The following is a 25,590-nucleotide window of genomic DNA, read 5'->3' as shown; positions in this document are numbered from 1 at the left end:
AGAACGACCAACCAAAATATGTTATATTTGCTTCTTGAGACATTCTCAGGAGCCCAGACATGTCCACCAACACCATCAACGTAGTGAGCTACTGTCGTGTGTCGAGCTCATCACAGGGGGAGAGTGGATTAGGTCTTGAGGCTCAACGTGAATACATCACTCGTGCAGCACAACAGAACGGCTGGAACATCATCGGCGAGTTCGTTGATGTGGTGTCAGGCAAGCTGGCAATCGAGGATCGTCCAGAAGGTGCCAAGGCATTGACCCTGTGCAAACAGTCGAAGGCTCAACTGGTGGTAGCCAAGTTGGATCGCCTATCTCGCTCCGTCCACCACATCGCCCGCCTGATGGAACAGGCAGAGTTCAAAGTGGCAACCATGCCCCACGCTAAGACATTTGAACTGCACTTGTTTGCTGCACTGGCTGAACAGGAACGATCCTTCATTGCCAGTCGTACCAAGGAAGCTCTAGAAGCCCTGCAGGCTCGTGCTGATGATGGTGACGCACAGTCTGTCGAAAAGATTGCACGTCGTACTGCGGCACTGGAGAAAGGTCGTAACGCTACCAATCGTGCGAAGGCTAGTAAGGCAATTCAAGAGCGTGTGAACCACTGGCAAGAATCTGTGCGTGATCCCATTGATCTGTGCATTCGCAAGGGTGGTCGTACACTTCAACAGGTTGCTGACTGCCTGAACGGTAAGGGTGTCACCACAAGCCGGGGCGGTGAATGGTCATCAATCCAAGTAAGTCGAGTAATGAAGAACCTTGGGCTCCAGTTCCCTTTGAAACAAATCGCTCTCAAAGCCTATAGGAGCAACGATTAATGCTGAGTGAGTACATGGCATAGGATCGCTAAAGAAGGCTGGCAGGCCGCTTCCATCGGATTTGGCGAAAGCTTGGCATAGGTACATCCCTGAACGCTCTACCTGCTGAGTACGACTGATCGATATCCAACGCTTACACCGGATTCCAGCAAAATGAAGATGGAGCTCACAATCAGGTTACCAATTCTGATTTCAGGGGGAACAGGGAAAACCCAGCCTACGCTTTTGAGGAATCTATTCGCGTTCGTCCATACGAATACGCCCCCTTAGGCTCTACCACTACACCCGCGCCAACCCCAACCTGCTGTGACACTAGCTACGTCTGATCTGCATTGTTTACGTTTAACAGCCTCATATCGAATTTCCTCAGCACAGCTAAGACATGCCCGGTACTCGCTGTAGTCATTAAATGCATCGCTTCTGCGCTTGCCAGCAACTGCAATGACGACTCCTACAAGTAGCAATAAGCAGCTAATAAGAATTAAGTTCTGCCGCTCTGCCATCAAACCGATGTTGTTGACGCGCCTGGCGCCTGGCTCCCGACTACAACGAAACGTCAATAACCATCGCACCTACAAAGCAAAGCATTCCTACAACGACCACAAAACAACCAAAGTACCGCATAGCGATTCCCCTTGAAATTGACCAGCACCCGTTCAGATGAACCAGATTATCCCAAGTTCAGATATCCCAAATTCAGATATAGGTTGGCGACTGCTCATATCGCAGTTGTCTAGCCATGCCTAAGACGAAATATAGACCTGAACACGCCGCGCTTCTGTCTTTCCTGAAGAAGCGCAGGAAAGCTGCTGACATGACTCAGGTTGGGTGCTCAAAAGCACTAGGCAGATCTAAATCCTTTATGAGCGATATAGAGGTGGCCACCCGAGATTTACCTCGACCATTGAAATGATCTCTTTTGGTAAAGAAGGGGCTTTTGCCCCTTGCTGATTATAACTTATGAGTCAATTACTCTTTTAACCATGGCCCTAAGACAGCTTTAGACTGTACAGGGGCGCTGGAACGCTCCCGCCACTTAGATAGTAACCCATTCAAAATTGTCCTAGCCGTATAGTCCTCCCTATATGTATGAATAAGCCTTCCTACAAACTCGATGACAGGGCGTTCGTCGAAATCAAAAAACTCAAGCGTAAAAACCAAACAGTTAACGTACCAACCTGGTAGTTTTTTTTCTGCAAAAAAGATAACAGTCTCATCTAATTTACGGGAAAAAAACTCCTGAAATACTATACTTTCAATATCTCTAGCCTGACAAAAATAACATGCAAAAGCGGCAGCTCGTATCAGATCAGAATTATCCTCATCATGGAAAACCCCCTCTAGCAGCTGACTATTTAATCCATATGATTGCAGCATGCTTGTAACGCTAGAGCTCTCAACCTGATCCACGCCGCGCCTACTGCTTATTAAAATCAAATTAGCTAGCATTGGAATAAAATTTCTCTCCGTTGAAATATCAATTATGAACGGAAAATCTACCAACCTATCTAAGTGTATTTCTTCATCTAGAGCATGAAGCACAAGAAGCTTTCTAAGATCGCTCGCATATAAATCTAACTTTTCAAAAACATACCCCCATGCTGAAAAATGGTAATACATAACTGTTATGTTATTTTTGATCATCTCATATACAGCAAGTCTAGATTCTTCATCTTTATAAAAAACCTCTATATCGCCATAATAAGATGGCGGCAAACAGAACGATAAAGCGAGTGGCGCGTGATAATCAGCAAGTAATTTTATGCGATCCCATGTATCGATAACACCAATATCATGAACTCGATATACAGAAGGCATTTTATACTCGCCCCTTTCCTCAGTGGAAAGAAGATCTTGAAATTGCTCCTGAGTGATACTGTTAAAGAACTCAAATTGCGATCGAATCGAACCTTCTTCAAAGTTTACTGGCAGTAAAATCTGAACACGACTTGCGAGGAAACCTCTATCAAGGCCAAGATCCAAATATGTACGCAAAATAAAAAGCAAATCATCTAATTTCTGATCATGTACAAACCTCACTACTGAGATCAGCATATTAAAAACTGGAGATTCGCTTTCAAACCCTACTAAATCTATTTCACAATATTTAGGAACTTTCCTAGAGCGCCAGCTATGCGAATATTTTAAAACGCTAATCCCTTCTAGCTTAATAACTTCTTGATCGGTCTCTCGGTCAGAATCTTCACCATCGAGGAGCAACGAAAAGAGTTTAGCCTCAACACCATGGAGCCCAAGAGACTCAAGACGACCGAATATATCTTTATTTTTACGCATTATCCGAACTACAGGCATTAGATCAATTTCGACACGCCTATTATTTTTAACAAGTCCAACTGCGCCTTTCAGAACCCATTTCGAGGAGAAAATGTCCTGTCGCGCCCTGTAATTTGAGAGGTGATACGACAGGTAAATCCTGAAAACTCTACTCAAGTATTCACTCGAAGCGCTGAAAAATTTGGCGCTAACTTCATCTACTCGCTCATGACTGTCTGGTAGTCTCAGAACCAGCCCAACAGCAGCGCCTATTTGCTCAGGCTCACTGTATTCAAACAATGCATCAACCATGCAGCCTAATAACCACTCTAAAGAAGCCTCATGCGAGAGCGTAGCAATATGTCCAACCACCACCATATCAGTCATTGCATAGAGAGGCACTAATGGCTCTTTGAACTTCAGCCTTACAGACTTATCTTGCTCCAGCACTCCTTCACATAAAAGCCTAAGTGCTAGAATAGCACCAACACCCATTCGTCTACGGAGCACCCTCGCGTAATGAGATATATCACTATCATCAATCTTACATATAACTTGCAATGCCACCGACAGCTCAGTAGGTCTCATGTTTACTACGAGGGCACTTATCGCAAAATGCATCACCTCTCGCCAATGCGAGTCTGAACCAATGACCTCAAGTCTGGCACGAAGCAAAAGCGGATCAACATTAGAATATATAAACTCTCCCGCAAAAAACTCTTGAAGCTGACGAATATCAAAACGCAGGGTAGTACTACTTTCGGGAGTATTGACAAAAACCAACCGTTCAATAGTAGCTTCCATAAGCGTATCGACTAGCTCTTCAACGTTTTTCTCTACGTATAGCTCTGTGGTCTGTCTAGCTAACTCGCAAAACTGAGCTCTTCCTAAAGTCGTATCCGCTCCATCACTAGTTTCAGCGCTGGCGTGAAGAGTTATCCCTAATCTAGCGTGTATCGCTTTTAATAGAGTCGTATTCTCTCTCAGAAATTTTGAAATCCTGATATCTGGAAAGTTTTTTAGACTTTCTCTCTTCTTCATAACCTGATAGAAATTATCAAATAACTCCCATCTTTTTTCCGGTGGCCTTCCACCATCTCTCACCACAACCGCCATAATGTGAGATTGTAAGGGAGTGGTCATCAATTCACGTACTTGCGCTGACTCCATAGCCGACTCAAGCACATGCATAGATCCAGTACTCTCGGTAATGCTCCGACCGAATCTTAACACTCCTTCAGCACATTTCATGGCGACACTTGGCGATAAGGATACAAGTTCCAATATAGACGCATTCAGATTTTCAAATTGCCCAGAATACCCCTGAGGTCGGGTAGTACACAAAATCAATGCATCCGCATCCAACTCAGGAAGAACGGAATTAGAAAATCTAATGATTTCATTAGCAATGTCGTCCTTTACGTCATTTGGAACTTCATCCAATCCATCAAAATTAAAAAACCAACCCCGCGAAGCAATAGCTCTCTTTAACGTCCCACCTTCAACCTTCTGCTCAATTCTCTGTGAAATCTTTTCACACAGATACGAAATTACGCCTTTAGACTCGCCGCTATTTCGCATACCGAACCAAGACGCAAAGTCTTTTAATTCAACACTAACAGGGATACGAGGATTAACGGGCAAGAAACCTAGTTTCCCAGCTGTGCTGACAAATTCTCTAGCAATCTCAAGAATGTCTGGCATAACCGTCGGTGCTTGAGGTTCCAGCAAAAGCGCCGCTCTTTGAACTTGTGCGTAAAATTGCCCAGCAGTAGATTTACCTTGACCCGGTCCGCCTTTGAGCAGTATTACACGCGCTCGCCTTGGTAGGGTAGCCCAGTGGCGCCAACCATCACCAAAAGAGTTCCATACAGTTGGCTTATGTACATTAGCAGAAGTACATACAAGAGTTTCCATGATGCTAGACAAATCACCATAAAAATTACATTCCACAGGTAAGTCAACGAAGAGCTCATTGATTTTGGGTCTCACTCCCAATGATCCAGCCTGCTCTAACTTGGTATAAATTTGCTCGTTAAATTGCTCTAAAATCAAATTATTAATAATACTCTTTACTTGAGCGCTCGCATCCCCGATCTGGTCATACATAGCTGTTAGCACATTACCGGGAGTAAGAAAATGGCCATAATAAGAAGCAGCATTATGATCATCAGCTAAGAAATCTAATATTTTTCGCCCGCCCCAGATATCAAATTTGTAGCCAGCACCAAAATATTCTTCAACAATTTCTTTAATAGCGTCATAAGAACCAGTTCTGATGTTTCCAGAAGGTTCAATATTTGTAGCAATTATCCAAATGTCGGGAGGGATCCTCGTTTCAGAGCTTGAATAACTCTCAATCTCTTTTTTCACCTCGTTAATTAACCAAAGCTGAGGATTTTTAGAGAGATGTGGCTTATGGAATTTAGACTGGATACACCAATTGCCTCTCCACCGGTCTGACTCGGAGGGATAGGGAGCTTCCCCTACCAAATAACCATCTCGCCCACCGTCCGCCCCTTGTGCAAACCCTGTAACTCCCTTGCCTAATACCTTTAATGCTAGAAAATTCACCAAATGCTCGAATGAACTTGGGTCTAATCGAGATAGCTCATACGTATCAGACATGCTTCCTTGCCCCCACACCATGTGAAATAAAGCTTGATACCAGTCGTTAGACGCAGTGAACGTTGTTTAGCCCGCCAATACAAGTATGAAGCCGCTGGAATGATCATTTTTTTAGATGTATGAGTAGTAGAAAGGTGTGCAGGCTGGGCTTGCCGCATCAGTTTGATGGCACAGCAACTGAACCTCAGAGACACGTGGGTGCTAGCGATTGCCACGCACCAACCGACTAGACATAGAACGCTACAGAGTTGTGACGGCAGCGAACACTTGGACGCGTATCGCTACCATGACATCCCGTTCAACGCCTTAAAAACTAGAAACTTTCAATAGCTTATAAGCAAAAAAAGCTCTCACGAGCCGCACTTAATCCAATACCCACTGCCCGATTACGCCAAAGCCCCCGACAGAAACCACCTGTTTTCGGCGTTCACATTGCCGCACGTGAACGAACCCGATATTTTGTGAACGTTCTGTAGGATAAAATTCGAGACAACAAAAAAGGGCCCACCTTTCGGTGAGCCCTTCTAGACCGCCCAGCAGAGCGGATTTTGTTTGGTAGGCGCGATTGGACTCGAACCAACGACCCCCACCATGTCAAGGTGGTGCTCTAACCAACTGAGCTACGTGCCTGCTGTGAGGCGGCATTCTACGGAATTCCGGAGGGGTGTCAACATCTTTTTTGCAGCTAAGCCTATGAATATGCGAATTTTTTATTTGCGACCAACCTACCTGCATTTTTTGGGTGGCTGGCAGGCAATTTTCAACTCAGGTAGGATCGGCGCACTCGTAAAAAATATAAAACAGAGGTTCCAGGATGGCGAACACCCCCTACCCACAGTCGTATTACGCCGCTTCCGCGAATGCCGTTCCGCCGCGCCCGATGCTGCAGGGTGAAGTCGAAACCGATGTGTGCGTGATTGGTGCCGGCTATACCGGCCTCTCAAGTGCGCTGTTTCTCTTAGAGAACGGCTTTCGCGTGACCGTGCTGGAAGCTGCCAAGGTGGGCTTTGGCGCGTCAGGCCGCAATGGCGGGCAGATCGTCAACAGCTACAGCCGCGACATCGATGTGATCGAGCGCAGCGTAGGTCCTCAGCAAGCTCAGTTGCTGGGGCAGATGGCGTTCGAGGGCGGCAGGATCATTCGCGAGCGGGTAGCCAAGTACCAGATCCAGTGCGACTTGAAGGACGGCGGCGTGTTCGCCGCACTCAACAGCAAGCACATGGGCCACTTGGAATCGCAGAAGCGCCTGTGGGAGCGCTACAGCCATACTCAGCTGGAGTTGCTGGACGAGCGTCGCATCCGTGAGGTGGTGGCCTGTGACAACTACGTAGGCGGCCTGTTGGACATGAGCGGGGGCCACATCCATCCGCTCAACCTGGCACTCGGCGAAGCCGCGGCCGTAGAATCCCTGGGCGGCACGATCTACGAGCAATCGGCGGCAGTGCGTATCGAGCGTGGCGCCAATCCGGTCGTGCACACAGCCCAGGGCAAGGTCAGGGCCAAGTTCATCATCGTCGCGGGTAATGCCTATCTGGGCAACCTGGTACCGGAGCTTGCAGCCAAGTCGATGCCCTGCGGTACGCAAGTGATCACCACTGCACCGCTGGGGGATGAATTGGCCAAGACCCTTCTGCCGCAGGATTACTGCGTAGAGGACTGCAATTACCTCCTCGACTACTACCGCCTCACCAGCGACAAACGCCTGATCTTCGGCGGCGGCGTGGTATATGGCGCGCGCGACCCGGCGAATATCGAAGCGATCATCCGCCCGAAGATGCTTAAGGCCTTCCCGCAACTCAAGGATGTGAAGATCGACTACGCCTGGACCGGCAACTTCCTGCTGACCCTGTCGCGCTTGCCGCAGGTGGGGCGCCTTGGCGACAACATCTACTACTCACAGGGCTGCAGCGGCCATGGCGTGACGTACACCCACTTGGCGGGCAAGGTACTGGCGGAGGCATTGAGAGGTCAGGCAGAGCGTTTTGATGCGTTTGCCGACCTGCCGCATTACCCGTTTCCGGGCGGGCAACTGTTGCGCACGCCGTTTGCGGCGCTGGGGGCGTGGTACTACGGCTTGCGCGACAAGCTGGGATTCTAACAATGCCTCAGGAGCCGGCTCGCCGGCTCTAGCAACACACCACCAAATCGCAGACACAAAAAACCCCGGTCTTTCGACCAGGGTCTTTGCTATCGGTTCAAAGTAGCCAAAGGCTTACTTTGTGCTTCAAGGCGTTCAGTGGGCCTTGAGGCAGATATGGCGCAGCGGACGGGACTCGAACCCGCGACCCCCGGCGTGACAGGCCGGTATTCTAACCGACTGAACTACCGCTGCGTATCGCTTGATCAGTTGAGCAAAACACCTCAACCCTCTTTAAACATCTGATCAATCAGCCTTGGCTGTTCAATCTCAAGCCTGACAAGTCAGACCTGGAAAATATGGCGCAGCGGACGGGACTCGAACCCGCGACCCCCGGCGTGACAGGCCGGTATTCTAACCGACTGAACTACCGCTGCGCGTCGGTGCAACTTTTAACGTTGCGTTTTACCCGAAGGTAAAACTCTCAAGAAGTGGTGGGTGATGACGGGATCGAACCGCCGACCCTCTGCTTGTAAGGCAGATGCTCTCCCAGCTGAGCTAATCACCCTTTGCTTCGTTGAGGCCGCGAAATTTACGCAGGTAGCGGACCTAAGTCAATAGCCTGCTTGAAGTTTTTCTGAAAAAGACAAAATTGCTTCAAGACCCCACTACTCGCTGTAGATCATCTTCTTGCTCATACCACCGTCCACCACGAACTCCTGGCCAGTGACAAACCCGGCCTGGCGCGACAGCAGCCACGCCACCATTGCCGCCACATCCTCCACTACCCCCACCCTGCCCGCCGGATGCTGGGCATGATCGGCGTCAGTCAACGGCTCGGCACGCCGCGCAGCGGGGTCACGGGCATCGATCCAGCCAGGGCTGACCGCATTCACCCGCACTTCCGGCCCAAGACTCATCGCCAAGGCATGAGTCAGGGCCAGCAGGCCGCCCTTGCTCGCCGCGTAAGCCTCGGTATCAGGTTCGGATTGACGGGCCCGAGTCGACGCCAGGTTGACGATGGACCCGCCGTGAGCACGCAGGTAAGGCGCACAGTGCTTGGCCAGCAACATCGGCCCGCTCAGGTTCACCGCAAGCACGCGGTTCCAGTAAGCCAGGTCCAGGCTTTCCAGGGTGATATTGCGCGGGTCGGCCACCGCCGCGTTACACACCAACGCGTCCAGGCGGCCGAATTGCCCGAGCACTTCAGCAACCCCTTGGGCAACCTGCTTCTCGTCGGCCACGTCCATGGTGATAAACCAAGCGTTCTCGCCCAGCACCTTAGACACCTTGGAGCCACGCTCGCGATCCAGGTCGGTCAATACCACTTGCCAGCCTTCGCTGATCAGCCACGCGGCAATCCCGAGGCCAATACCTCGCGCCGCGCCAGTCACCAGTGCGACGCGCCCATTACTGGCCGCTGCAGCCTCCATGGACCATTCGATCACAAGGCAGCCAGCCCGCGGGCCAGGTCTGCCTGCAAGTCGGCCACGTCTTCCAGGCCTACCGCGATGCGGATCAGGCTGTCCCGAATGCCGGCCGCTTCACGCTCCTGCGGCGCCAGGCGCCCGTGGGAGGTGGTGCTCGGATGGGTAATGGTGGTTTTGCTATCCCCCAGGTTGGCCGTGATGGAGATCAGACGCGTCGCGTCGATAAAGCGCCAGGCGCCCTCTTTGCCACCCCTCACCTCAAAGCTCACCACGGCACCGAAACCACGCTGCTGGCGCTGGGCCAACTCGTGTTGCGGATGGCTCTTGAGGCCGGCGTAGTGCACTTTCTCGATACCGTCCTGCTGCTCCAGCCACTCGGCCAGAGCCTGAGCGTTGGCGCAATGAGCTTTCATGCGCAGGCTGAGGGTTTCCAGGCCTTTGAGGAAGATCCATGCGTTGAACGGGCTCAGGGTTGGGCCGGCAGTGCGCAAGAAACCCACCACTTCCTTCATCTGCTCGCCGCGACCGGCGACCACGCCCCCCATGCAACGACCCTGGCCGTCGATGAACTTGGTAGCCGAGTGCACGACGATGTCCGCGCCCAGCTTGAGCGGCTGCTGCAAGGCCGGCGTGCAGAAGCAGTTGTCGACTATCAGCATCGCGCCCTTGGCGTGAGCCACTTCGGACAGCGCGGCGATATCCACCAGCTCGGCCAGCGGATTGGACGGGGACTCGACGAACAGCAACTTGGTGTTGGCCTTGATTGCAGCGTCCCAGCCGGACAAATCTGCCAGAGGCACATAGTCCACTTCGATACCGAAGCGCTTGAAGTACTTCTCGAACAGGCTGATGGTCGAACCAAACACACTGCGCGACACCAACACGTGGTCACCAGCGCTGCACAGACTCATCACCACCGACAGGATGGCCGCCATGCCGGTGGCCGTGGCCACCGCTTGCTCAGCGCCTTCCAGGGCCGCAATGCGCTCTTCGAACGCGCGCACGGTCGGATTGGTGTAGCGCGAATACACATTGCCTGGCACTTCGCCCGCAAACCGCGCAGCCGCATCGGCGGCAGTGCGGAACACGTAGCTGGAGGTGAAGAACATCGGATCACCGTGTTCGCCCTCTGGCGTACGGTGCTGGCCAGCGCGCACAGCCAGGGTATCGAAAGCTACGCCATCGAGGTCGCTGTCCAAGCGACCGGCATCCCATTCCTGACTCATGCTGCGACTCCTTACTCAATTCTTTATTTAAGATACAAAACCGGCCCCTCAGGGCCGGTGTTTACTCAGTTGTTGTACAGATCGATGATCGCGCTCACCGCCTGGGTCTTGATCTTCGACGAGTCGTTACGCGCCTGTTCGATCTTGTTCAGATAAGCCTCGTCGACGTCACCGGTCACGTACTTGCCGTCGAACACAGCGCAATCGAACTGGTCGATCTTGATCTTGCCACCGCCGACAGCCTCGATCAGGTCCGGCAGATCCTGGTAGATCAGCCAATCGGCGCCGATCAGGTCGGCCACGTCCTGGGTCGTGCGGTTGTGTGCGATCAATTCGTGAGCGCTCGGCATGTCGATACCGTACACGTTCGGATAACGTACGGCAGGCGCTGCGGAACAGAAATACACGTTCTTAGCACCGGCTTCGCGGGCCATCTGGATGATCTGCTTGCAGGTGGTGCCGCGCACGATGGAATCATCCACCAACATCACGTTCTTGCCGCGAAATTCAAGCTCGATGGCGTTGAGCTTCTGGCGTACCGACTTCTTGCGCGCTGCCTGGCCCGGCATGATGAAGGTACGGCCGATGTAGCGGTTCTTCACGAAGCCTTCGCGGAACTTGACGCCCAAATGGTTCGCCAACTCCAGCGCCGCAGTACGACTGGTATCCGGGATCGGGATCACAACGTCGATGTCGTGTTCAGGACGCTCACGCAGGATCTTGTCGGCCAGTTTCTCACCCATGCGCAGGCGTGCCTTGTATACCGAAACGCCGTCGATGATCGAATCCGGACGCGCCAGGTAGACGTGCTCGAAGATGCACGGGGTGAGTTTCGGCGCTACGGCGCACTGACGGGTGTGCAACTTGCCGTCTTCGGTGATGTACACCGCTTCGCCCGGCGCGAGGTCGCGGATCAGGGTGAAGCCCAGCACGTCGAGGGACACGCTTTCGGACGCGATCATGTACTCGACGCCTTCGTCGGTGTGACGCTGGCCGAACACGATTGGGCGAATACCGTGCGGGTCACGGAAACCAACGATGCCGTATCCGGTGATCATCGCCACGACGGCATAACCACCGACGCAACGGTTGTGCACGTCGATCACGGCGGCGAACACGTCTTCTTCGGTGGGCTGCAGCTTGCCGCGCTGGGCCAACTCGTGGGCAAACACGTTGAGCAGCACTTCCGAATCGGAGCTGGTGTTGACGTGGCGCAGGTCAGACTCGTAAATCTCTTTGGCCAGTTGCTCAACGTTGGTCAGGTTACCGTTGTGCGCCAGGGTGATGCCATAAGGCGAGTTGACGTAAAACGGTTGAGCCTCAGCCGAGGTCGAGCTACCAGCAGTCGGGTAACGCACATGGCCAATGCCCATGTGTCCGACCAGGCGCTGCATGTGACGCTGATGAAACACGTCACGTACCAGCCCATTATCCTTGCGCAGGAATAACCGGCCGTCGTGGCTGGTCACAATACCGGCAGCATCCTGGCCGCGGTGCTGGAGGACGGTTAGCGCGTCATACAGCGCCTGATTGACGTTCGACTTACCGACGATACCGACGATGCCACACATGCGACGCAACCCCTACTTAATGAATCTTGACTGAACACAGCTTACTGAGGCGTTTTGGCCGGTAAGAGGTGTTCCTTGAACGGAAGATCAGCGGGTACGCTGATCCCGCTGGCCAGCCACTGACTGCTCCACCCCAAGATGAGGTTCTTGGACCAATCTGCAACTAATAGAAATTTTGGCACGAGTACCGACTCCTGCCACCACGAATCCTGCTGTACCGGCCCCAGGCTCAACAGCCCGACTGCCACGACCACCAGCAACGCGCCACGCGCGGCGCCAAAGGCCATGCCGAGAAATCGATCGGTCCCGGAGAGACCGGTGACACGTATCAATTCGCCAATAAGATAGTTGACCATTGCTCCCACCAGCAGCGTGGCGATGAACATGATGGCGCAGCCCGCGATGACGCGAGCCGAGGGTGTCTCTATGTATCCGGCCAGGTAGACCGACAGTGAACCACCGAACATCCAGGCTACGACTCCTGCGATGATCCAGGTCAGCAACGACAGTGCTTCTTTTACGAAGCCGCGGCTTAGACTGATCAAAGCGGAGATGGCGACGATTGCAACAATCGCCCAATCAACCCAGGTAAATGGCACGTTTGAGCCTACGGACAGATAAGGCGGCGCATTTTAGCAGAGCGCCGGGCTATCGGTAAGCTGTGATTGCAGCTGCTTTGCAAATCAATAGTTTGTGGCGAGCCAGCACCATTTCAACCCATTGAAAAACCAATGTGGGAGAGGGCTTGCTCGCGATGGCGGCGGATCAGTCAATTCATCCGTTGACTGTCACACCGCCATCGCGAGCAGGCCCCCTCCCACATTTGATCGCATTCCAAGCCAAAATCGATACGAACTCAGCCGCGCTCAGGTTGGAAACGCGTAACAAACCCCTTCAGGTTTTGCTGGCGATCCAGCAAGTCACGCAGGCGGTCGGCCTCGGCACGCTCGATCAGCGGCCCGATAAACACGCGATTCTTGCCATCGGCACTGCGGATATAGGCGTTGTAACCCTGGCTGCGCAGCTTCTTCTGCAAGGCATCGGCACCTTCGCGATTCCCCAGGCTAGCCACCTGGATCGACCAACTGATCGGCAAGCCGTTCGGATCGATACGGCTCTGACCCACGTCCGGCTTGCCCGGCGCGGCAGGTTGCGGCGCTACCGGCTTGGGCGCAGGCACCGGTGCGGCAGGCTTGGCGGCTACGACTGGAGCCGGAGCGGGCTTGACCACCGGCACGCTCGGCTGCACCGGCGTAGAGGGCGCCGCCATTTCCTCCTCGGTCGGCACAGGCTCTTCCTCAGGCAAGGCCTGGGGCTCAGGGACCACAACCGGCTCAACCTGCACCTGCGGCAATGACGGTGCCTCGGGCGCAGCCGGGGCCTCGACGACCACTTGGCGCTGTTCGTCCTGACGGGAAAACAGCATCGGCAGGAAAATCACCGCCAATGCCACCAATACCAGGGCGCCGACCATTCGCTGCTTGTATGCGCTATCCAGTAATGCCATGTGCAGCTTCCTCCGTGGAGCGCCGGGCCAACCATTCAAGCGCCTCGGCAACACAATAAAATGATCCGAACAACAGAATCTCGTCCTCGGCCGTCGCTAACGCGCACTGCGCCTCAAGGGCAGCGGTCACGCTTGCATACGACGTCACGGGCGCACCAAGGTTCTGCAACGCAACTTTAAGCTCTGCGGCCGGACGGCTGCGCGGTGTATCCAGCGGCGCCACCGCCCACGCCTGAACACTGCCCTGCAACGGTGCAACCACGCCGTCCAGATCCTTATCGGCAAGCAAGCCAAAGACGGCCAGACGACGCCCCACCGGCGGCGTAAGCGCCAGGCGCTGCGCCAGGTACTCGGCCGCATGAGGGTTATGACCTACATCCAGCAACAAGTTGAGGCGTTTGCCCTGCCACTCGAATGCGCGACGATCTAAGCGGCCCACCATTCGGGCTGCCAGCAAAGTCGCAGCAATCTGCTCGGCATGCCAAGGCAGATCCAGCAGCAGATAGGCTTGCAAGGCGAGCGCGGCGTTTTCCATCGGCAGGTTCAGCAGCGGCAGATCGCGCAGCTCTACAACTTGGCCACGGGCATCCCGCCCTTGCCACTGCCAGTGCTGCGCGCCGATTTCAAGATTAAATTCGCGACCACGCAGGTAGAACGGGCAATCCAGCTCGCGCACCTTGTCCAGCAAGGGCTGCGGCGGATCCAGATCACCACACAACGCGGGCTTGCCTTGGCGGAAAATTCCGGCCTTTTCGTAAGACACCGACTCGCGGGTATCCCCTAGGTAGTCAGCATGGTCAACACCAATACTGGTCACCAGCGCCAGGTCGGCATCCACCACGTTGACTGTGTCCAGACGCCCACCCAGACCGACTTCCAGAACCACCACATCCAACTGCGCACGCTCGAACAACCAGAACGCAGCCAGGGTGCCCATCTCGAAGTAAGTCAGGGAAGTCTCGCCCCGGCCGGCATCCAGTGCGGCGAAGGCTTCGCAGAGTTGCTCGTCAGTGGCCTCAAGGCCATTGAGTTGCACCCGCTCGTTGTAGCGCAGCAGGTGCGGTGAGCTGTACACGCCTACCTTCAGCCCTTGGGCTTGCAGCAGCGCGGCGACAAAGGCGCAGGTAGAGCCTTTGCCGTTGGTGCCGGTCACCGTGATCACACGCGGTGCCGGACGGCCCAACCCGAGGCGGGCCGCTACCTGTTGCGAGCGCTCCAGGCCCATGTCGATGGCGGACGGATGCAACTGCTCAAGGTAGGCGAGCCACTCGCCCAGGGTACGTTGGGTCATAGGTTCGCAGGCACTGGCGGTACGACGATAGGCTCGACTTTAGGCGCGACGTACACAGGTGTCGGCAGGCCCATCATTTGCGCCAACAGGTTACCCAGACGTGGACGCAGTTCACCACGCGGGATGATCAAGTCGATTGCGCCGTGCTCCAGCAAAAACTCGCTGCGCTGGAAACCTTCCGGCAATTTCTCGCGAACGGTCTGCTCGATCACGCGCGGGCCGGCAAAGCCGATCAGGGCTTTTGGCTCGCCGACGATCACATCGCCCAGCATCGCCAGGCTGGCAGAAACACCACCGTAGACCGGGTCGGTCAGCACGGAGATGAACGGAATACCTTCTTCGCGCAGACGCGCCAGCACCGCTGAGGTCTTGGCCATTTGCATTAGAGAAATCAGGGCTTCCTGCATACGCGCACCACCGGAGGCGGCGAAGCAGATCATCGGGCAACGGTTTTCCAGGGCGTAGTTGGCGGCGCGCACGAAGCGCTCGCCGACGATCGCACCCATGGAGCCACCCATGAAGGAGAACTCGAACGCCGAGACCACCACCGGCATACCCAGCAGCTTGCCGCTGACCGAAATCAGCGCGTCCTTCTCACCGGTCTGCTTTTGTGCAGCGGTCAGGCGGTCCTTGTACTTCTTGCCGTCGCGAAACTTCAGGCGATCCACTGGCTCCAGGTCAGCACCCAGCTCGTTACGGCCGTCAGCGTCCAGGAAGATGTCGATGCGGGCGCGGGCGCCGATACGCATGTGGTGGTTGCACTTTGGGCAAACGTCCAGGGTCTTTTCCAGCTCAGGACGGTACAGCACCGCGTCGCAGGAAGGGCACTTGTGCCACAGACCTTCAGGAACCGAGCTTTTTTTCACCTCGGAACGCATGATCGAAGGGATCAGTTTGTCTACTAACCAGTTGCTCATGCTTTCTTTCTCCAGTACCGGTGGCTTGAACACAGCCCCGCGTATGCCCTTGAGCTAAATTCATATGTGGCGATGACGCCGGCTGGACGGGGTCAGACGTTCGACCTGCCATTTCCAGCCTGCATCCTCAGCCTTCCAGACAACCTGCCAGCGCAGGGTTGCCACTTCATTTCCGGACCATCCTCAGACGGCACCGGGCTGTTTTACACAGTGGTAGTTATGGACGGCGGCAGACTGCCAGCCGTCACATCCCGCGCACAGCCTGCATAAATGCGCGAATCTTGTCGTGATCCTTGAGACCCTTGCCCTGCTCCACGCCACCGCTGACATCCACGGCGTAAGGGCGAACTTGCTCAATGGCTGCCGCAACGTTCGCGGGATTGAGCCCACCTGCCAGGATGATGGGCTTGCTTAATCCCTCAGGAATCAGCGACCAATCGAACGCTTCGCCGGTGCCACCGGGAACGCCTTCGACATACGTATCCAGCAAAACCCCGCGGGCGCCACCGTAGGCGGCACACGCGCTGGCGATATCGTCCCCAGACTTCACGCGCAGCGCCTTGATATACGGACGCTGATAGCTTTCACATTCGTCCGGGGTTTCGTCGCCATGAAACTGCAACATGTCCAGTTGCACGGCATCCAGGGTTTCATTGAGTTCACAACGACTGGCATTGACGAACAAACCCACGGTAGTCACGAACGGTGGCAATGCGGCAATAATCGCCCGCGCCTGCAACACATTCACCGCCCGCGGGCTCCTGGCATAAAACACGAAACCAATGGCGTCCGCCCCCGCCTCGACTGCCGCCAGCGCATCTTCTATGCGGGTAATCCCGCAAATCTTGCTGCGAACGACGGGCATATCGTAGAAACCTCAGGGTTGGACCGAGAAAGTCCCGGATGGTAACAAAAGCTTTTCCGGGCGTCAGCCGCCAAGTTCGCTGAATCCGGTAAGGAAGTGCGGCCCGATAAATCGCTGGGGCAGTTCGAACTCGTCGCGGTACTCCACATCCACCAGATATAGGCCAAATGGATGCGCAGTTACTCCGCCGGTACGGCGAACCCTGCTCTCCAGCACTTCCCTGGCCCATTCGACCGGGCGTTCGCCGGTACCGATGGTCATCAGCACACCGGCGATATTGCGCACCATATGGTGCAGAAACGCGCCAGCGCGTATATCCAGCACGATCATCTTGCCGTGGCGGGTCACACGCAGGTGGTGGACTTCCTTGATCGGCGACTTGGCCTGGCACTGGCCGGCACGGAAGGCGCTGAAATCATGCACACCCACCAGATGCTGCGCGGCCTCGGCCATGCGCTCGGCATCCAGCGGACGGTGGTTCCAGGTGATTTCTTCGTTAAGGTGCGCTGGGCGGATCTGGTCGTTGTAGATCACGTAGCGGTAACGCCGCGCAATCGCCTTGAAGCGCGCATGAAAATGCGCTGGCATGACCTTGGCCCAGCTGACGCTGACGTCGTGGGGCAAATTGATGTTGGCGCCCATCACCCAAGCCTTCATCGTGCGCTCGGCCTGAGTATCGAAGTGGACCACTTGGCCACAGGCGTGCACACCGGCGTCGGTACGTCCGGCGCACATCAGCGAAACGGGCGAATCGGCGACCTTGGACAGGGCCTTTTCCAGGGTTTCCTGTACCGTCAGCACGCCAGAGGCCTGGCGCTGCCAGCCGCGATAGCGCGAACCTTTGTATTCCACGCCCAGGGCGATGCGGTAAAAGCCTGCGGCCGCCATTTCGGCGGCCGCGTTATCTATATTTGCCAAGAACTGAGAGCCTGATGAGTTGCGCAAAGGCGGCCATTATAAATGCGGCAGCCGTGTGACGGGCGCTTTTGTTGGAGATTGACGCAGACCACATGCGAGAGGGGGCTTGCTCCCGATAGCGCCGTGTCAATCAGCACCTGCTGGGCTGATCCACTGCTATCGGGAGCAAGCCCCCTCCCACATCAGAGCGGTATCGACCTTCAGATTTTGCCGAGCATTTCCTTGGCTTCGCCGCGCTGGGACTCGTCGCCCTCGGTCAGCACTTCGGACAGGATGTCCCGAGCGCCGTCCGCATCGCCCATGTCGATATAGGCCTGGGCCAAGTCAAGCTTGGTAGCGACCTCGTCAGTGCCGGACAGGAAGTCGAACTCGGGCTCATCATCACCCAAGGCTGCGTCTTCAGCAGTGAAAGATGGCTCGATGGGTGGATGCTCAAGGCTCTGGGACAGGCGATCCAGCTCGGCGTTGACATCGTCCAGCTCCGATGCAAACGCGCCAGGCTTGACGACTGCGTCCGGCTCATCGGCAAGTGACAGATCAAAATCTTCCGGCAGGTCGAAGTCATCCACGGCCGCAGGCGTCAGCGTAGGCGGCTCAACGGCAGGCACGTCGTTCATCTGATCTTCAAGGCCGGACAGGAAGTCATCATCGGACTGAGCTGACGTCGGCGCATCCAACTGCAGGTCCAAATCAAAGTCAGACAGGTCGTCCGAGGCCGGCTTAGTGGCGGTTTGCTCTCGCAGCAGCGACTCGAATGTCTGCTGATCGTCCTTGATCTCGGCCGGTGAAGCAGCCTCCAGATCATCCAGACTCAAATCAAAATCGGTGTCAAAAGCCTCTGGCTTGGGTGCTGCCGGTTTGTCTTCGAGCAAGTCCTTGACGTACTGAGCATCCAGCGCAGCGGCAGCAACCGCCGCACTGACGCCTGCCGCCAACACCGCCATCGCCGGAAAGCGCGACTTCAGTTGCTCGACCTGGGCGTGGTTTTCACCATTGGCCACCAGTTGACGCTCCTGGGTCACGAAACCGTCTTTGTCACTCTGCAGGCCGTAGACCTCCATTAACTTCAAACGTAGGTCACTGCGCTTGGGCTCGTGCTTGATGGCTTGTTCGAGCACATCAGCGGCCTGGTTAAGATGACCACGATCGATATGGGACTGGGCTTGCACCAGTGCGTCGTTGGCGTTTTGCGGCGCAACGGCAACGGCCAGCGGCGCGAGCACGGAGGCTACCGTCGGCACTACCACTGCAGGCTCAACCACTGGAGCGGGCGCCGGAGCGGCGGACAGCTTGACGTTCGGCGGCGGGACTTCAAGCCCCTCGAAACTATCCGAAGGAAGGTCGTGTTCGATATCAGAGGTAAATTGCGGCTCTTCGGCCAATGCACGCGCCATCCGCAGGTGTTTTTCCTCTTCGCGACGGGCATTGCGATGGCGCAGCCACAGCAGCAGGAGCAACAACACCACCAGGCCCGCCGCACCACCGATCACAGAGAGGACAACCGGGTTGGTCAGCAGGTCATTGAACTTGCCTTCGGGAGCGTCAGCTGCGGCAACCGGTGTAGCCGCTTCCGGTGCGGGAGCAGCTACCGGAACGGCCGGCGTTGGTGCTGGTGTTGCCGCCTGTTCGGCGGGGGTTGCCGGAGTGGCTGCCGGTTCGCTGGCCAACTGCGCGGGCATCGCCGCTGCAGTCGTTGCAGCCGTTGCCTGCGTCGCCGGGTCGCCTTTTTCCGCCTGCAAACGGGCCAACTGATCATTCTTCAATTGAATCAGTTTTTGCAGTTTATCCAGCTGGCTTTGCAGGTCAGCTGCGCGGCTCTTGAGTTCGTCGTTATCGCGGCGAGTGGTATCCAGCTGTTCCTGGGTCATCGCCAGCTTGTCGCTCAGACCCTGGCTGTCGCCCGCCTTGCCCTTGCCGCCCTTCTTGGCCGCCTCGGCCGAAACCAGGCTCAAGTTGTCCTGGGCATTGGTGGTCGACGGCGCACTGCCCGCCTGGGTACGCTTGGTGGCGTCCAGTTGTTGCTTGCCGGCGGCCTGGTTGGCTGCCGTGCGACGCCCCTGGCGCCAGGCATCATTCTGCGCGCGAACTTCGGCAATCGCCTGGGGTTGCGGCAGTGCGGTGCTTTGGACAGTGTCCGGCAGGCGCAGCACCTGGCCGGTTTTCAAGCGGTTGATATTGCCGTCGATAAAGGCGCCAGGGTTAAGCGCCTGAATCGCAAGCATGGTTTGCTGCACCGAACCGCCATTGCGGTGTTTCTCGGCGATTTCCCATAGGGTGTCGCGGGAGGTGGTGGTGTGCTGGGCCGGTTTGCTTGCGGCAGGCGCGGCGCTGGCAGGTGCGCCCAAGCGTGGGGCTGGCGCCACAGCGGCCGGGGTCGACCGGTCGAACTTGGACGGATCAAGCAATACGCTGTAGTCGCGCATCAAACGACCATTGGGCCATTGCACTTGCAGCAGAAAGCGAACGTAGGAGTCAGGCAGCGGCTTGCTGGAGGTGACACGCACCACGCTGCGACCGTTGGGGTTGATCACTGGGGTAAATGTCAGGTCATTGAGGAATGCCTGGCGATCGACGCCGGCATCCACAAACGCCTGCGAGGACGCCAGGCTAGGAGTGATCTCGGACGCGGTGAGGCCGCCGACATCGAGCAATTCGATTTCCACCGACAGCGGCTGGTTCAACTTCGACTTGAGGGTCATTTCCCCCAGCTGCAGCGCCTGCGCCATACCGGAGGACAGCGCCGAGGCGGCCGCTATTGCTAACACCAGTTTGCGAACTTGAACCATAGCCTCATCCTTTGTTTGAACACTCCCCGGCCTGCGAGAAGGTTGGTAACCGCTTGCCATAAGGCATGGCGAGCCGATAGGTTACCGACACGCTTCTGTTGCACTTCGGGCCAAGCATAGCGCCTGGCTAGAATCAATCTACAAATTGCGGCCAAGTATCTTTTACGCAAGGCCTTTTATCAACAACTGCGCCAGTTGCACGGCGTTAAGTGCAGCGCCTTTGCGTACGTTATCTGACGTCAGCCACAGATTTAGTTCCGCCGGGTCATCCACACCGGCGCGAACCCTACCGACATAGACCACGTCCTGGCCTACCGCATCACCAACGGCTGTTGGGTAATCCCCCTCCTCCACGAGTTCTATACCCGGCGCAGCGTCGAGCGCACGGTTGACGGCAGCAAGGTCGACCGGCGCAGCCAATTGCAACGACACCGTCAGGCTATCGCCAAAAAACACCGGAGCTTGAACGCAGGTCGCAGAAATCTTTAGTGACGGTAATTCAAGCACAGCACGCAGTTCGTGTACGAGACGCTTCTCAAGGGCTGTATGACCTAGGGCATCTGGCGTGCCGACTTGTGCCAACAGGTTGAAGGCCATTTGCCGGTCGAAGAATTTCGGCTCCAGCGGGCGTACGTTTAGCAGCTCGGCGGTCTGACGGGCCAGTTCGCTGACGGCTTCACGTCCTTGAGCAGACACCGCCAGGTTAGCCGTGACGCTGACGCGCTGGATATCCAGCAGCCCACGCAACGGCGCCAGCAATACCGCCAGGTTGGTCGCGGACGGGCTCGGGCTGCCGAGCTGGAAAGGTTTTTTCAAGCCCTTCAGGACGTGGGCATTGGCCTCTGGCACGACCTGTGGCGCCTGTTCGGCGGGCAATGCACCGGACAGGTCGATCACCGAACAACCCGCCGCAGTGGCAAGTGGGGCGAAGCTCAGGGTGACGGCTGGACCGGCGGCAAAGAACGCCAGTTGCACCTTGCTGAAATCGAATTCATCAACTTCCCTGACCCGCACGTTCTTGCCGCGAAACGGTACCGACGCACCGGCGGAATTATTGCCGGCCAACAAGTACAGGGTGCCGACCGGGAATGCCAACTCTTCGAGAATCTGCACCAGGGCTTCGCCAACAGTGCCGGTGGCGCCGATCACGGCAATTTCAAAGGTCTGGGTCATGGGGGCTGCCTCGGGCATTGCGGGGGGAGCGGCACTTTACCGGGTGGCTGGAGGTGAGGCAATTAACCTGGGGGTGGGGCCATGGCTGACGGCGCTATCGAGGCAAGCCACCGCCCACGATGAACAGCATTTCAACGTTGGAATTCGGTCGAATGTGGGAGGCGGCTTGCCCCCGAAAGCCTCCGAAAGAACAATAAAAAACCCGCGCCTGTCACCAGAACGCGGGTTTCTATTATTGCTTCAAGCGATCAACGCTCCAGCAAAATCCGCAGCATGCGGCGCAACGGCTCAGCCGCGCCCCACAGCAGTTGGTCGCCGACGGTAAACGCGCCGAGGAACTGACTGCCCATGTTCAGCTTGCGCAGACGGCCCACCGGTACATTCAGGGTGCCGGTGACCTTGGTCGGGCTCAGCTCCTGCATGCTAATGTCGCGGTTGTTCGGCACCAGCTTGACCCACGGGTTGTGCTGGCTGATCAACCCTTCGATATCGGCGATCGGCACGTCTTTGTTCAGCTTGATGGTCAGCGCCTGGCTGTGGCAGCGCATGGCGCCGATGCGCACGCAGATGCCGTCAACCGGGATCGGGCTCTTGAAACGGCCGAGAATCTTGTTGGTTTCGGCCTGGGCCTTCCACTCTTCGCGGCTCTGGCCGTTCGGCAGCTCTTTGTCGATCCATGGGATCAAGCTACCGGCCAATGGCACGCCGAAGTTCTCGGTCGGGTAGGCATCGCTGCGCATGGCTTCGGCCACACGACGGTCAATGTCGAGGATTGCACTGGCCGGGTCGGCCAGTTGATCGGCGACGGCCGCGTGGGTGGCGCCCATCTGCTTGATCAGCTCACGCATGTTCTGCGCGCCGGCACCGGAGGCCGCCTGATAGGTCATGGCGCTCATCCACTCGACCAGACCCGCTTCGAACAGGCCACCCAGGCCCATCAGCATCAGGCTGACGGTGCAGTTGCCACCGACGTAGTTCTTGGTGCCGGCATCCAGTTGCTGGTCGATGACCTTGCGGTTGACCGGGTCGAGGATGATCACGGCATCGTCCTGCATACGCAGGCTCGACGCGGCGTCGATCCAGTAACCCTGCCAGCCCGCTTCGCGCAGTTTCGGGAAGACTTCGCTGGTGTAGTCGCCACCCTGGCAGGTCACGATCACGTCGAGCGTCTTCAACTCGTCAATGCTGTAGGCATCCTTGAGCGGGGCAATATCCTTGCCCACGGACGGCCCTTGGCCACCCACGTTCGAGGTGGTGAAAAACACCGGCTCAATAAGATCGAAATCCTGCTCTTCCAGCATCCGCTGCATGAGCACGGAACCGACCATACCGCGCCAACCGATCAGACCTACACGTTTCATCGCAACTACACCTTGTTAAAAAGTGGGCCGTCTTGCAGCAACAACTGCAAGCGGGCCCGAGAGATTACAGATTCCGCAGCGCGGCGACTACTGCGTCGCCCATTTCTTGCGTACCGACTTTGGTGCAACCCTGCGACCAGATGTCACCGGTGCGCAAACCCTGATCCAGCACCAGGCTCACGGCCTTCTCGATCGCGTCCGCCGCATCGCTCAGGTTGAAGCTGTAACGCAGCATCATCGAGACCGACAAAATGGTCGCCAGCGGGTTGGCAATGCCCTGGCCCGCAATGTCCGGCGCCGAACCGTGGCAAGGCTCGTACATGCCCTTGTTGTTGGTGTCCAGCGACGCCGAAGGCAGCATGCCGATAGAGCCGGTGAGCATCGACGCCTGGTCGGACAGGATGTCGCCGAACAGGTTGTCGGTGACGATCACGTCGAATTGCTTCGGCGCGCGCACCAGTTGCATGGCGGCGTTGTCCACGTACATGTGGCTCAGTTCGACATCCGGGTAGTCCTTGGCCACTTCCTCGACGATTTCGCGCCACAGTTGGCTGGACGCCAGTACGTTGGCCTTATCCACCGAGCAGACTTTCTTGCCGCGCACGCGGGCCATGTCGAAACCGACACGGGCGATACGGCGGATTTCGCTCTCGCTATACGGCAGGGTGTCGTAGGCCTGGCGCTCGCCATTTTCCAGTTCGCGCACGCCGCGTGGCGAGCCGAAGTAGATGCCGCCGGTCAACTCACGCACGATCAGAATATCGAGACCAGCCACCACTTCCGGCTTGAGGCTCGACGCGTCGGCCAGTTGCGGGTAGAGGATCGCCGGACGCAGATTGCCGAACAGGCCCAGTTGCGCGCGGATCTTCAGCAGGCCGCGCTCAGGGCGGATGTCACGTTCGATTTTGTCCCACTTCGGACCACCCACGGCGCCGAGCAGCACAGCATCGGCAGCACGGGCGCGGTCCAGGGTTTCATCGGCCAGTGGCACGCCGTGTTTGTCGATGGCGGCGCCGCCGATCACGTCGTGGCTCAGCTCGAACCCCAGGCTGTACTTGCTGTTGGCGAGTTCCAGGACTTTGACCGCTTCGGCCATGATTTCCGGACCAATACCGTCGCCAGGGAGAATCAGAATCTGCTTGCTCATGGGTTCCTCATTTCATCGAGCGACCTGCCCGTGGGCAGGTCGGGAAAATTAATCAGCGTTCGGCCCATACCACGAGCACATCGGTGCTGAAGGTGCCGTCGGCTTGAATCTCGTAGTAATCGCGCACTTCCTGGCCCATCGCCTGCTGCAACTCCAGGATCGCGGCGCGCAGCACTTGCGGTGTACGCATACGTTCGACCCACGAGGTGTATTCCAGGCGCAGGCGCTGGCGGCGGCTGTTGCGTACATGCAAACCGGCTTCGCTGAGCTGACGCATCCACTCGGCGGCGGAGTAATCGCGCACGTGACTGGTGTCGCGCAGCACCTCGACGGTCTGCAGGTAAGTGTCCAACAGCGGACTACCCGGTGACAACACGTCAACAAAGGCCGCCACGCCGCCCGGCTTGAGCACGCGGCGCACTTCACGCAGGGCCAGGCCAAGGTCGCTCCAGTGGTGGGCCGAGTAGCGGCTGAACACGAAGTCGAACTCGCCATCGGCGAACGGCAGGCGCTCGGCGGCGCCATTTACGGTGCTGATATTGGTGAAGCCGCGATCTTGCGCAGCGGCAGCCACCACATCAAGCATCTGCTGGGACAGGTCATAGGCCACCACTTCCTTGACCAGCGGCGCCACATTGAAGCTCACATGACCGGCACCGCAACCGAGATCCAGCAGTCGCGCACTGCCCTGCCCGGCCAGTTCTGCCTGCAGCAGCGCGAATTCTGTGCCCTGGGCGTGCACGGCACTGCTCAGGTAGGCAGACGCCTGTTCGCCGAATTGTTTTTGCACGACTTGGGTGTGGGCGGTGTTGGTCATGGTGGCATCCTTCAAGGGTTGCGTTGCTAGTACCGGCCCTATCGGGGGCAAGCCCCCTCCCACAGGGGAACGCATTCCAAATGTGGGAGGGGGCTTGCCCCCGATGAGGCCGGTCCTGCCTATATCAATTTAGGCGTCGCGAAACAGCCAAGGCTGGCTCGCCCGGTGCTTGGCTTCAAACGCCGCAATCGCATCACCGTCCTGCAAGGTCAGGCCGATATCGTCCAGGCCGTTGATCAGGCAGTGTTTACGGAAGGCGTCCACCTCAAAGTGGTAAATCTTGCCATCCGGACGGGTCACGGTTTGCGCAGCGAGGTCGACGGTCAACTGGTAGCCAACATCGGCTTCCACTTGCTTGAACAGCTCGTCGACTTCTTCGTCAGTCAAGATGATCGGCAACAGGCCGTTCTTGAAGCTGTTGTTGAAGAAGATGTCGGCATAGCTCGGCGCGATGATGCTGCGAAAGCCATATTCTTCCAGGGCCCACGGCGCGTGCTCGCGGCTGGAACCGCACCCGAAGTTTTCCCGGGCCAGCAACACGCTGGCGCCTTGGTAGCGTTCGGCGTTAAGCACGAAGTCCTTGTTCAGCGGGCGCTTGGAGTTGTCCTGGTAGGCGTAGCCCACGTCCAGGTAGCGCCACTCGTCGAACAGGTTAGGGCCGAAACCGGTGCGCTTGATCGACTTCAAAAACTGCTTGGGGATGATCTGGTCGGTGTCCACGTTGGCACGGTCCAACGGCGCGACAAGACCTGTGTGTTGGGTAAAAGCTCTCATCGGG

The 25,590-nt window shown here is 56.7% G+C and carries 18 protein-coding genes and 4 tRNA genes; 2 read left to right on the top strand and 20 right to left on the bottom strand.

Annotation, left to right across the window (positions count from 1 at the left end):
• Nucleotides 1-59 precede the first annotated feature (59 nt).
• Nucleotides 60-824, top strand: coding sequence for a recombinase family protein (locus tag CKW32_RS17930; protein WP_256585343.1), 765 nt, complete (start codon nt 60-62; stop codon nt 822-824).
• A gap of 969 nt (nt 825-1,793) precedes the next feature.
• Here CKW32_RS17930 and CKW32_RS28130 read toward each other — a convergent pair.
• Together CKW32_RS28130 and CKW32_RS17915 are read right to left on the bottom strand one after the other, a co-directional pair.
• Complete coding sequence (locus CKW32_RS28130) at nt 1,794-5,726, bottom strand: NACHT domain-containing NTPase (protein ID WP_143499395.1); 3,933 nt, start codon at nt 5,724-5,726, stop codon at nt 1,794-1,796.
• A gap of 553 nt (nt 5,727-6,279) precedes the next feature.
• Nucleotides 6,280-6,356 (bottom strand) — tRNA-Val (locus CKW32_RS17915).
• Between the two features lie 184 nt (nt 6,357-6,540).
• Between CKW32_RS17915 and CKW32_RS17910 the strand changes: the two genes are divergently transcribed.
• A complete protein-coding gene (locus CKW32_RS17910; RefSeq protein WP_095185561.1) occupies nt 6,541-7,824 on the top strand; it encodes an FAD-binding oxidoreductase in 1,284 nt (427 codons plus the stop codon).
• Between the two features lie 157 nt (nt 7,825-7,981).
• Here CKW32_RS17910 and CKW32_RS17905 read toward each other — a convergent pair.
• The 18 genes from CKW32_RS17905 to leuD all read right to left on the bottom strand — a co-directional run bounded on the left by CKW32_RS17905 (nt 7,982) and on the right by leuD (nt 25,586).
• Nucleotides 7,982-8,058, bottom strand: a tRNA-Asp gene (locus CKW32_RS17905).
• A gap of 105 nt (nt 8,059-8,163) precedes the next feature.
• Nucleotides 8,164-8,240 (bottom strand) — tRNA-Asp (locus tag CKW32_RS17900).
• Between the two features lie 55 nt (nt 8,241-8,295).
• Nucleotides 8,296-8,371 (bottom strand) — tRNA-Val (locus CKW32_RS17895).
• Nucleotides 8,372-8,471: 100 nt separating this feature from the next.
• A complete protein-coding gene (locus CKW32_RS17890; RefSeq protein ID WP_032888256.1) occupies nt 8,472-9,236 on the bottom strand; it encodes an SDR family oxidoreductase in 765 nt (254 codons plus the stop codon).
• 11 nt (nt 9,237-9,247) lie between these two features.
• Complete coding sequence (locus CKW32_RS17885; RefSeq protein WP_095185560.1) at nt 9,248-10,459, bottom strand: O-succinylhomoserine sulfhydrylase; 1,212 nt, start codon at nt 10,457-10,459, stop codon at nt 9,248-9,250.
• A 65-nt stretch (nt 10,460-10,524) separates the two neighbouring features.
• Nucleotides 10,525-12,030 (bottom strand): amidophosphoribosyltransferase, encoded by a 1,506-nt coding sequence (gene purF, locus CKW32_RS17880; RefSeq protein ID WP_032888260.1) that lies wholly within the window; start codon nt 12,028-12,030, stop codon nt 10,525-10,527.
• 41 nt (nt 12,031-12,071) lie between these two features.
• Nucleotides 12,072-12,629: a CvpA family protein gene (locus tag CKW32_RS17875; protein WP_003192538.1), complete on the bottom strand. Its 558-nt coding sequence runs from the start codon at nt 12,627-12,629 to the stop codon at nt 12,072-12,074.
• A 257-nt stretch (nt 12,630-12,886) separates the two neighbouring features.
• Nucleotides 12,887-13,537 (bottom strand): SPOR domain-containing protein, encoded by a 651-nt coding sequence (locus tag CKW32_RS17870; protein WP_095185559.1) that lies wholly within the window; start codon nt 13,535-13,537, stop codon nt 12,887-12,889.
• Nucleotides 13,521-14,828: a bifunctional tetrahydrofolate synthase/dihydrofolate synthase gene (gene folC, locus CKW32_RS17865; protein WP_095185558.1), complete on the bottom strand. Its 1,308-nt coding sequence runs from the start codon at nt 14,826-14,828 to the stop codon at nt 13,521-13,523. Before folC ends, CKW32_RS17870 begins: the two co-directional genes overlap by 17 nt.
• A complete protein-coding gene (accD, locus tag CKW32_RS17860; RefSeq protein WP_032888267.1) occupies nt 14,825-15,745 on the bottom strand; it encodes an acetyl-CoA carboxylase, carboxyltransferase subunit beta in 921 nt (306 codons plus the stop codon). Before accD ends, folC begins: the two co-directional genes overlap by 4 nt.
• A gap of 244 nt (nt 15,746-15,989) precedes the next feature.
• The gene (locus CKW32_RS17855; protein ID WP_095185557.1) at nt 15,990-16,610 is read right to left on the bottom strand and encodes a phosphoribosylanthranilate isomerase; all 621 of its coding nucleotides are present in this window, start codon (nt 16,608-16,610) and stop codon (nt 15,990-15,992) included.
• 63 nt (nt 16,611-16,673) lie between these two features.
• The gene (gene truA / locus CKW32_RS17850; protein WP_053128844.1) at nt 16,674-17,498 is read right to left on the bottom strand and encodes a tRNA pseudouridine(38-40) synthase TruA; all 825 of its coding nucleotides are present in this window, start codon (nt 17,496-17,498) and stop codon (nt 16,674-16,676) included.
• 230 nt (nt 17,499-17,728) lie between these two features.
• Nucleotides 17,729-20,314 carry a FimV/HubP family polar landmark protein gene (locus tag CKW32_RS17845; protein ID WP_095185556.1) on the bottom strand — a complete coding sequence of 862 codons (2,586 nt, stop codon included), beginning with the start codon at nt 20,312-20,314 and terminating at the stop codon, nt 17,729-17,731.
• Nucleotides 20,315-20,476: 162 nt separating this feature from the next.
• Nucleotides 20,477-21,487: an aspartate-semialdehyde dehydrogenase gene (locus CKW32_RS17840; protein ID WP_095185555.1), complete on the bottom strand. Its 1,011-nt coding sequence runs from the start codon at nt 21,485-21,487 to the stop codon at nt 20,477-20,479.
• Between the two features lie 248 nt (nt 21,488-21,735).
• Nucleotides 21,736-22,848, bottom strand: a complete 1,113-nt coding sequence (asd, locus tag CKW32_RS17835) for an aspartate-semialdehyde dehydrogenase (protein WP_032888280.1) — start codon at nt 22,846-22,848, stop codon at nt 21,736-21,738.
• A gap of 64 nt (nt 22,849-22,912) precedes the next feature.
• Entirely contained in the window at nt 22,913-23,995 is a 1,083-nt protein-coding gene (leuB, locus tag CKW32_RS17830; RefSeq protein ID WP_017530190.1) for a 3-isopropylmalate dehydrogenase, read from the bottom strand.
• A gap of 52 nt (nt 23,996-24,047) precedes the next feature.
• Nucleotides 24,048-24,812, bottom strand: a complete 765-nt coding sequence (locus CKW32_RS17825; protein ID WP_095185554.1) for a class I SAM-dependent methyltransferase — start codon at nt 24,810-24,812, stop codon at nt 24,048-24,050.
• Nucleotides 24,813-24,941: 129 nt separating this feature from the next.
• A complete protein-coding gene (gene leuD, locus CKW32_RS17820; RefSeq protein WP_095185553.1) occupies nt 24,942-25,586 on the bottom strand; it encodes a 3-isopropylmalate dehydratase small subunit in 645 nt (214 codons plus the stop codon).
• Between the last annotated feature and the right edge of the window lie 4 nt (nt 25,587-25,590).

It is taken from the genome of Pseudomonas sp. Irchel 3H9, assembly GCF_900187495.1.
Taxonomy (GTDB): Bacteria; Pseudomonadota; Gammaproteobacteria; order Pseudomonadales; family Pseudomonadaceae; genus Aquipseudomonas; species Aquipseudomonas sivasensis.
The sequence above is the reverse complement of the archived record's forward strand: the minus strand, read 5'-3'. Positions and strand labels throughout refer to the sequence as shown.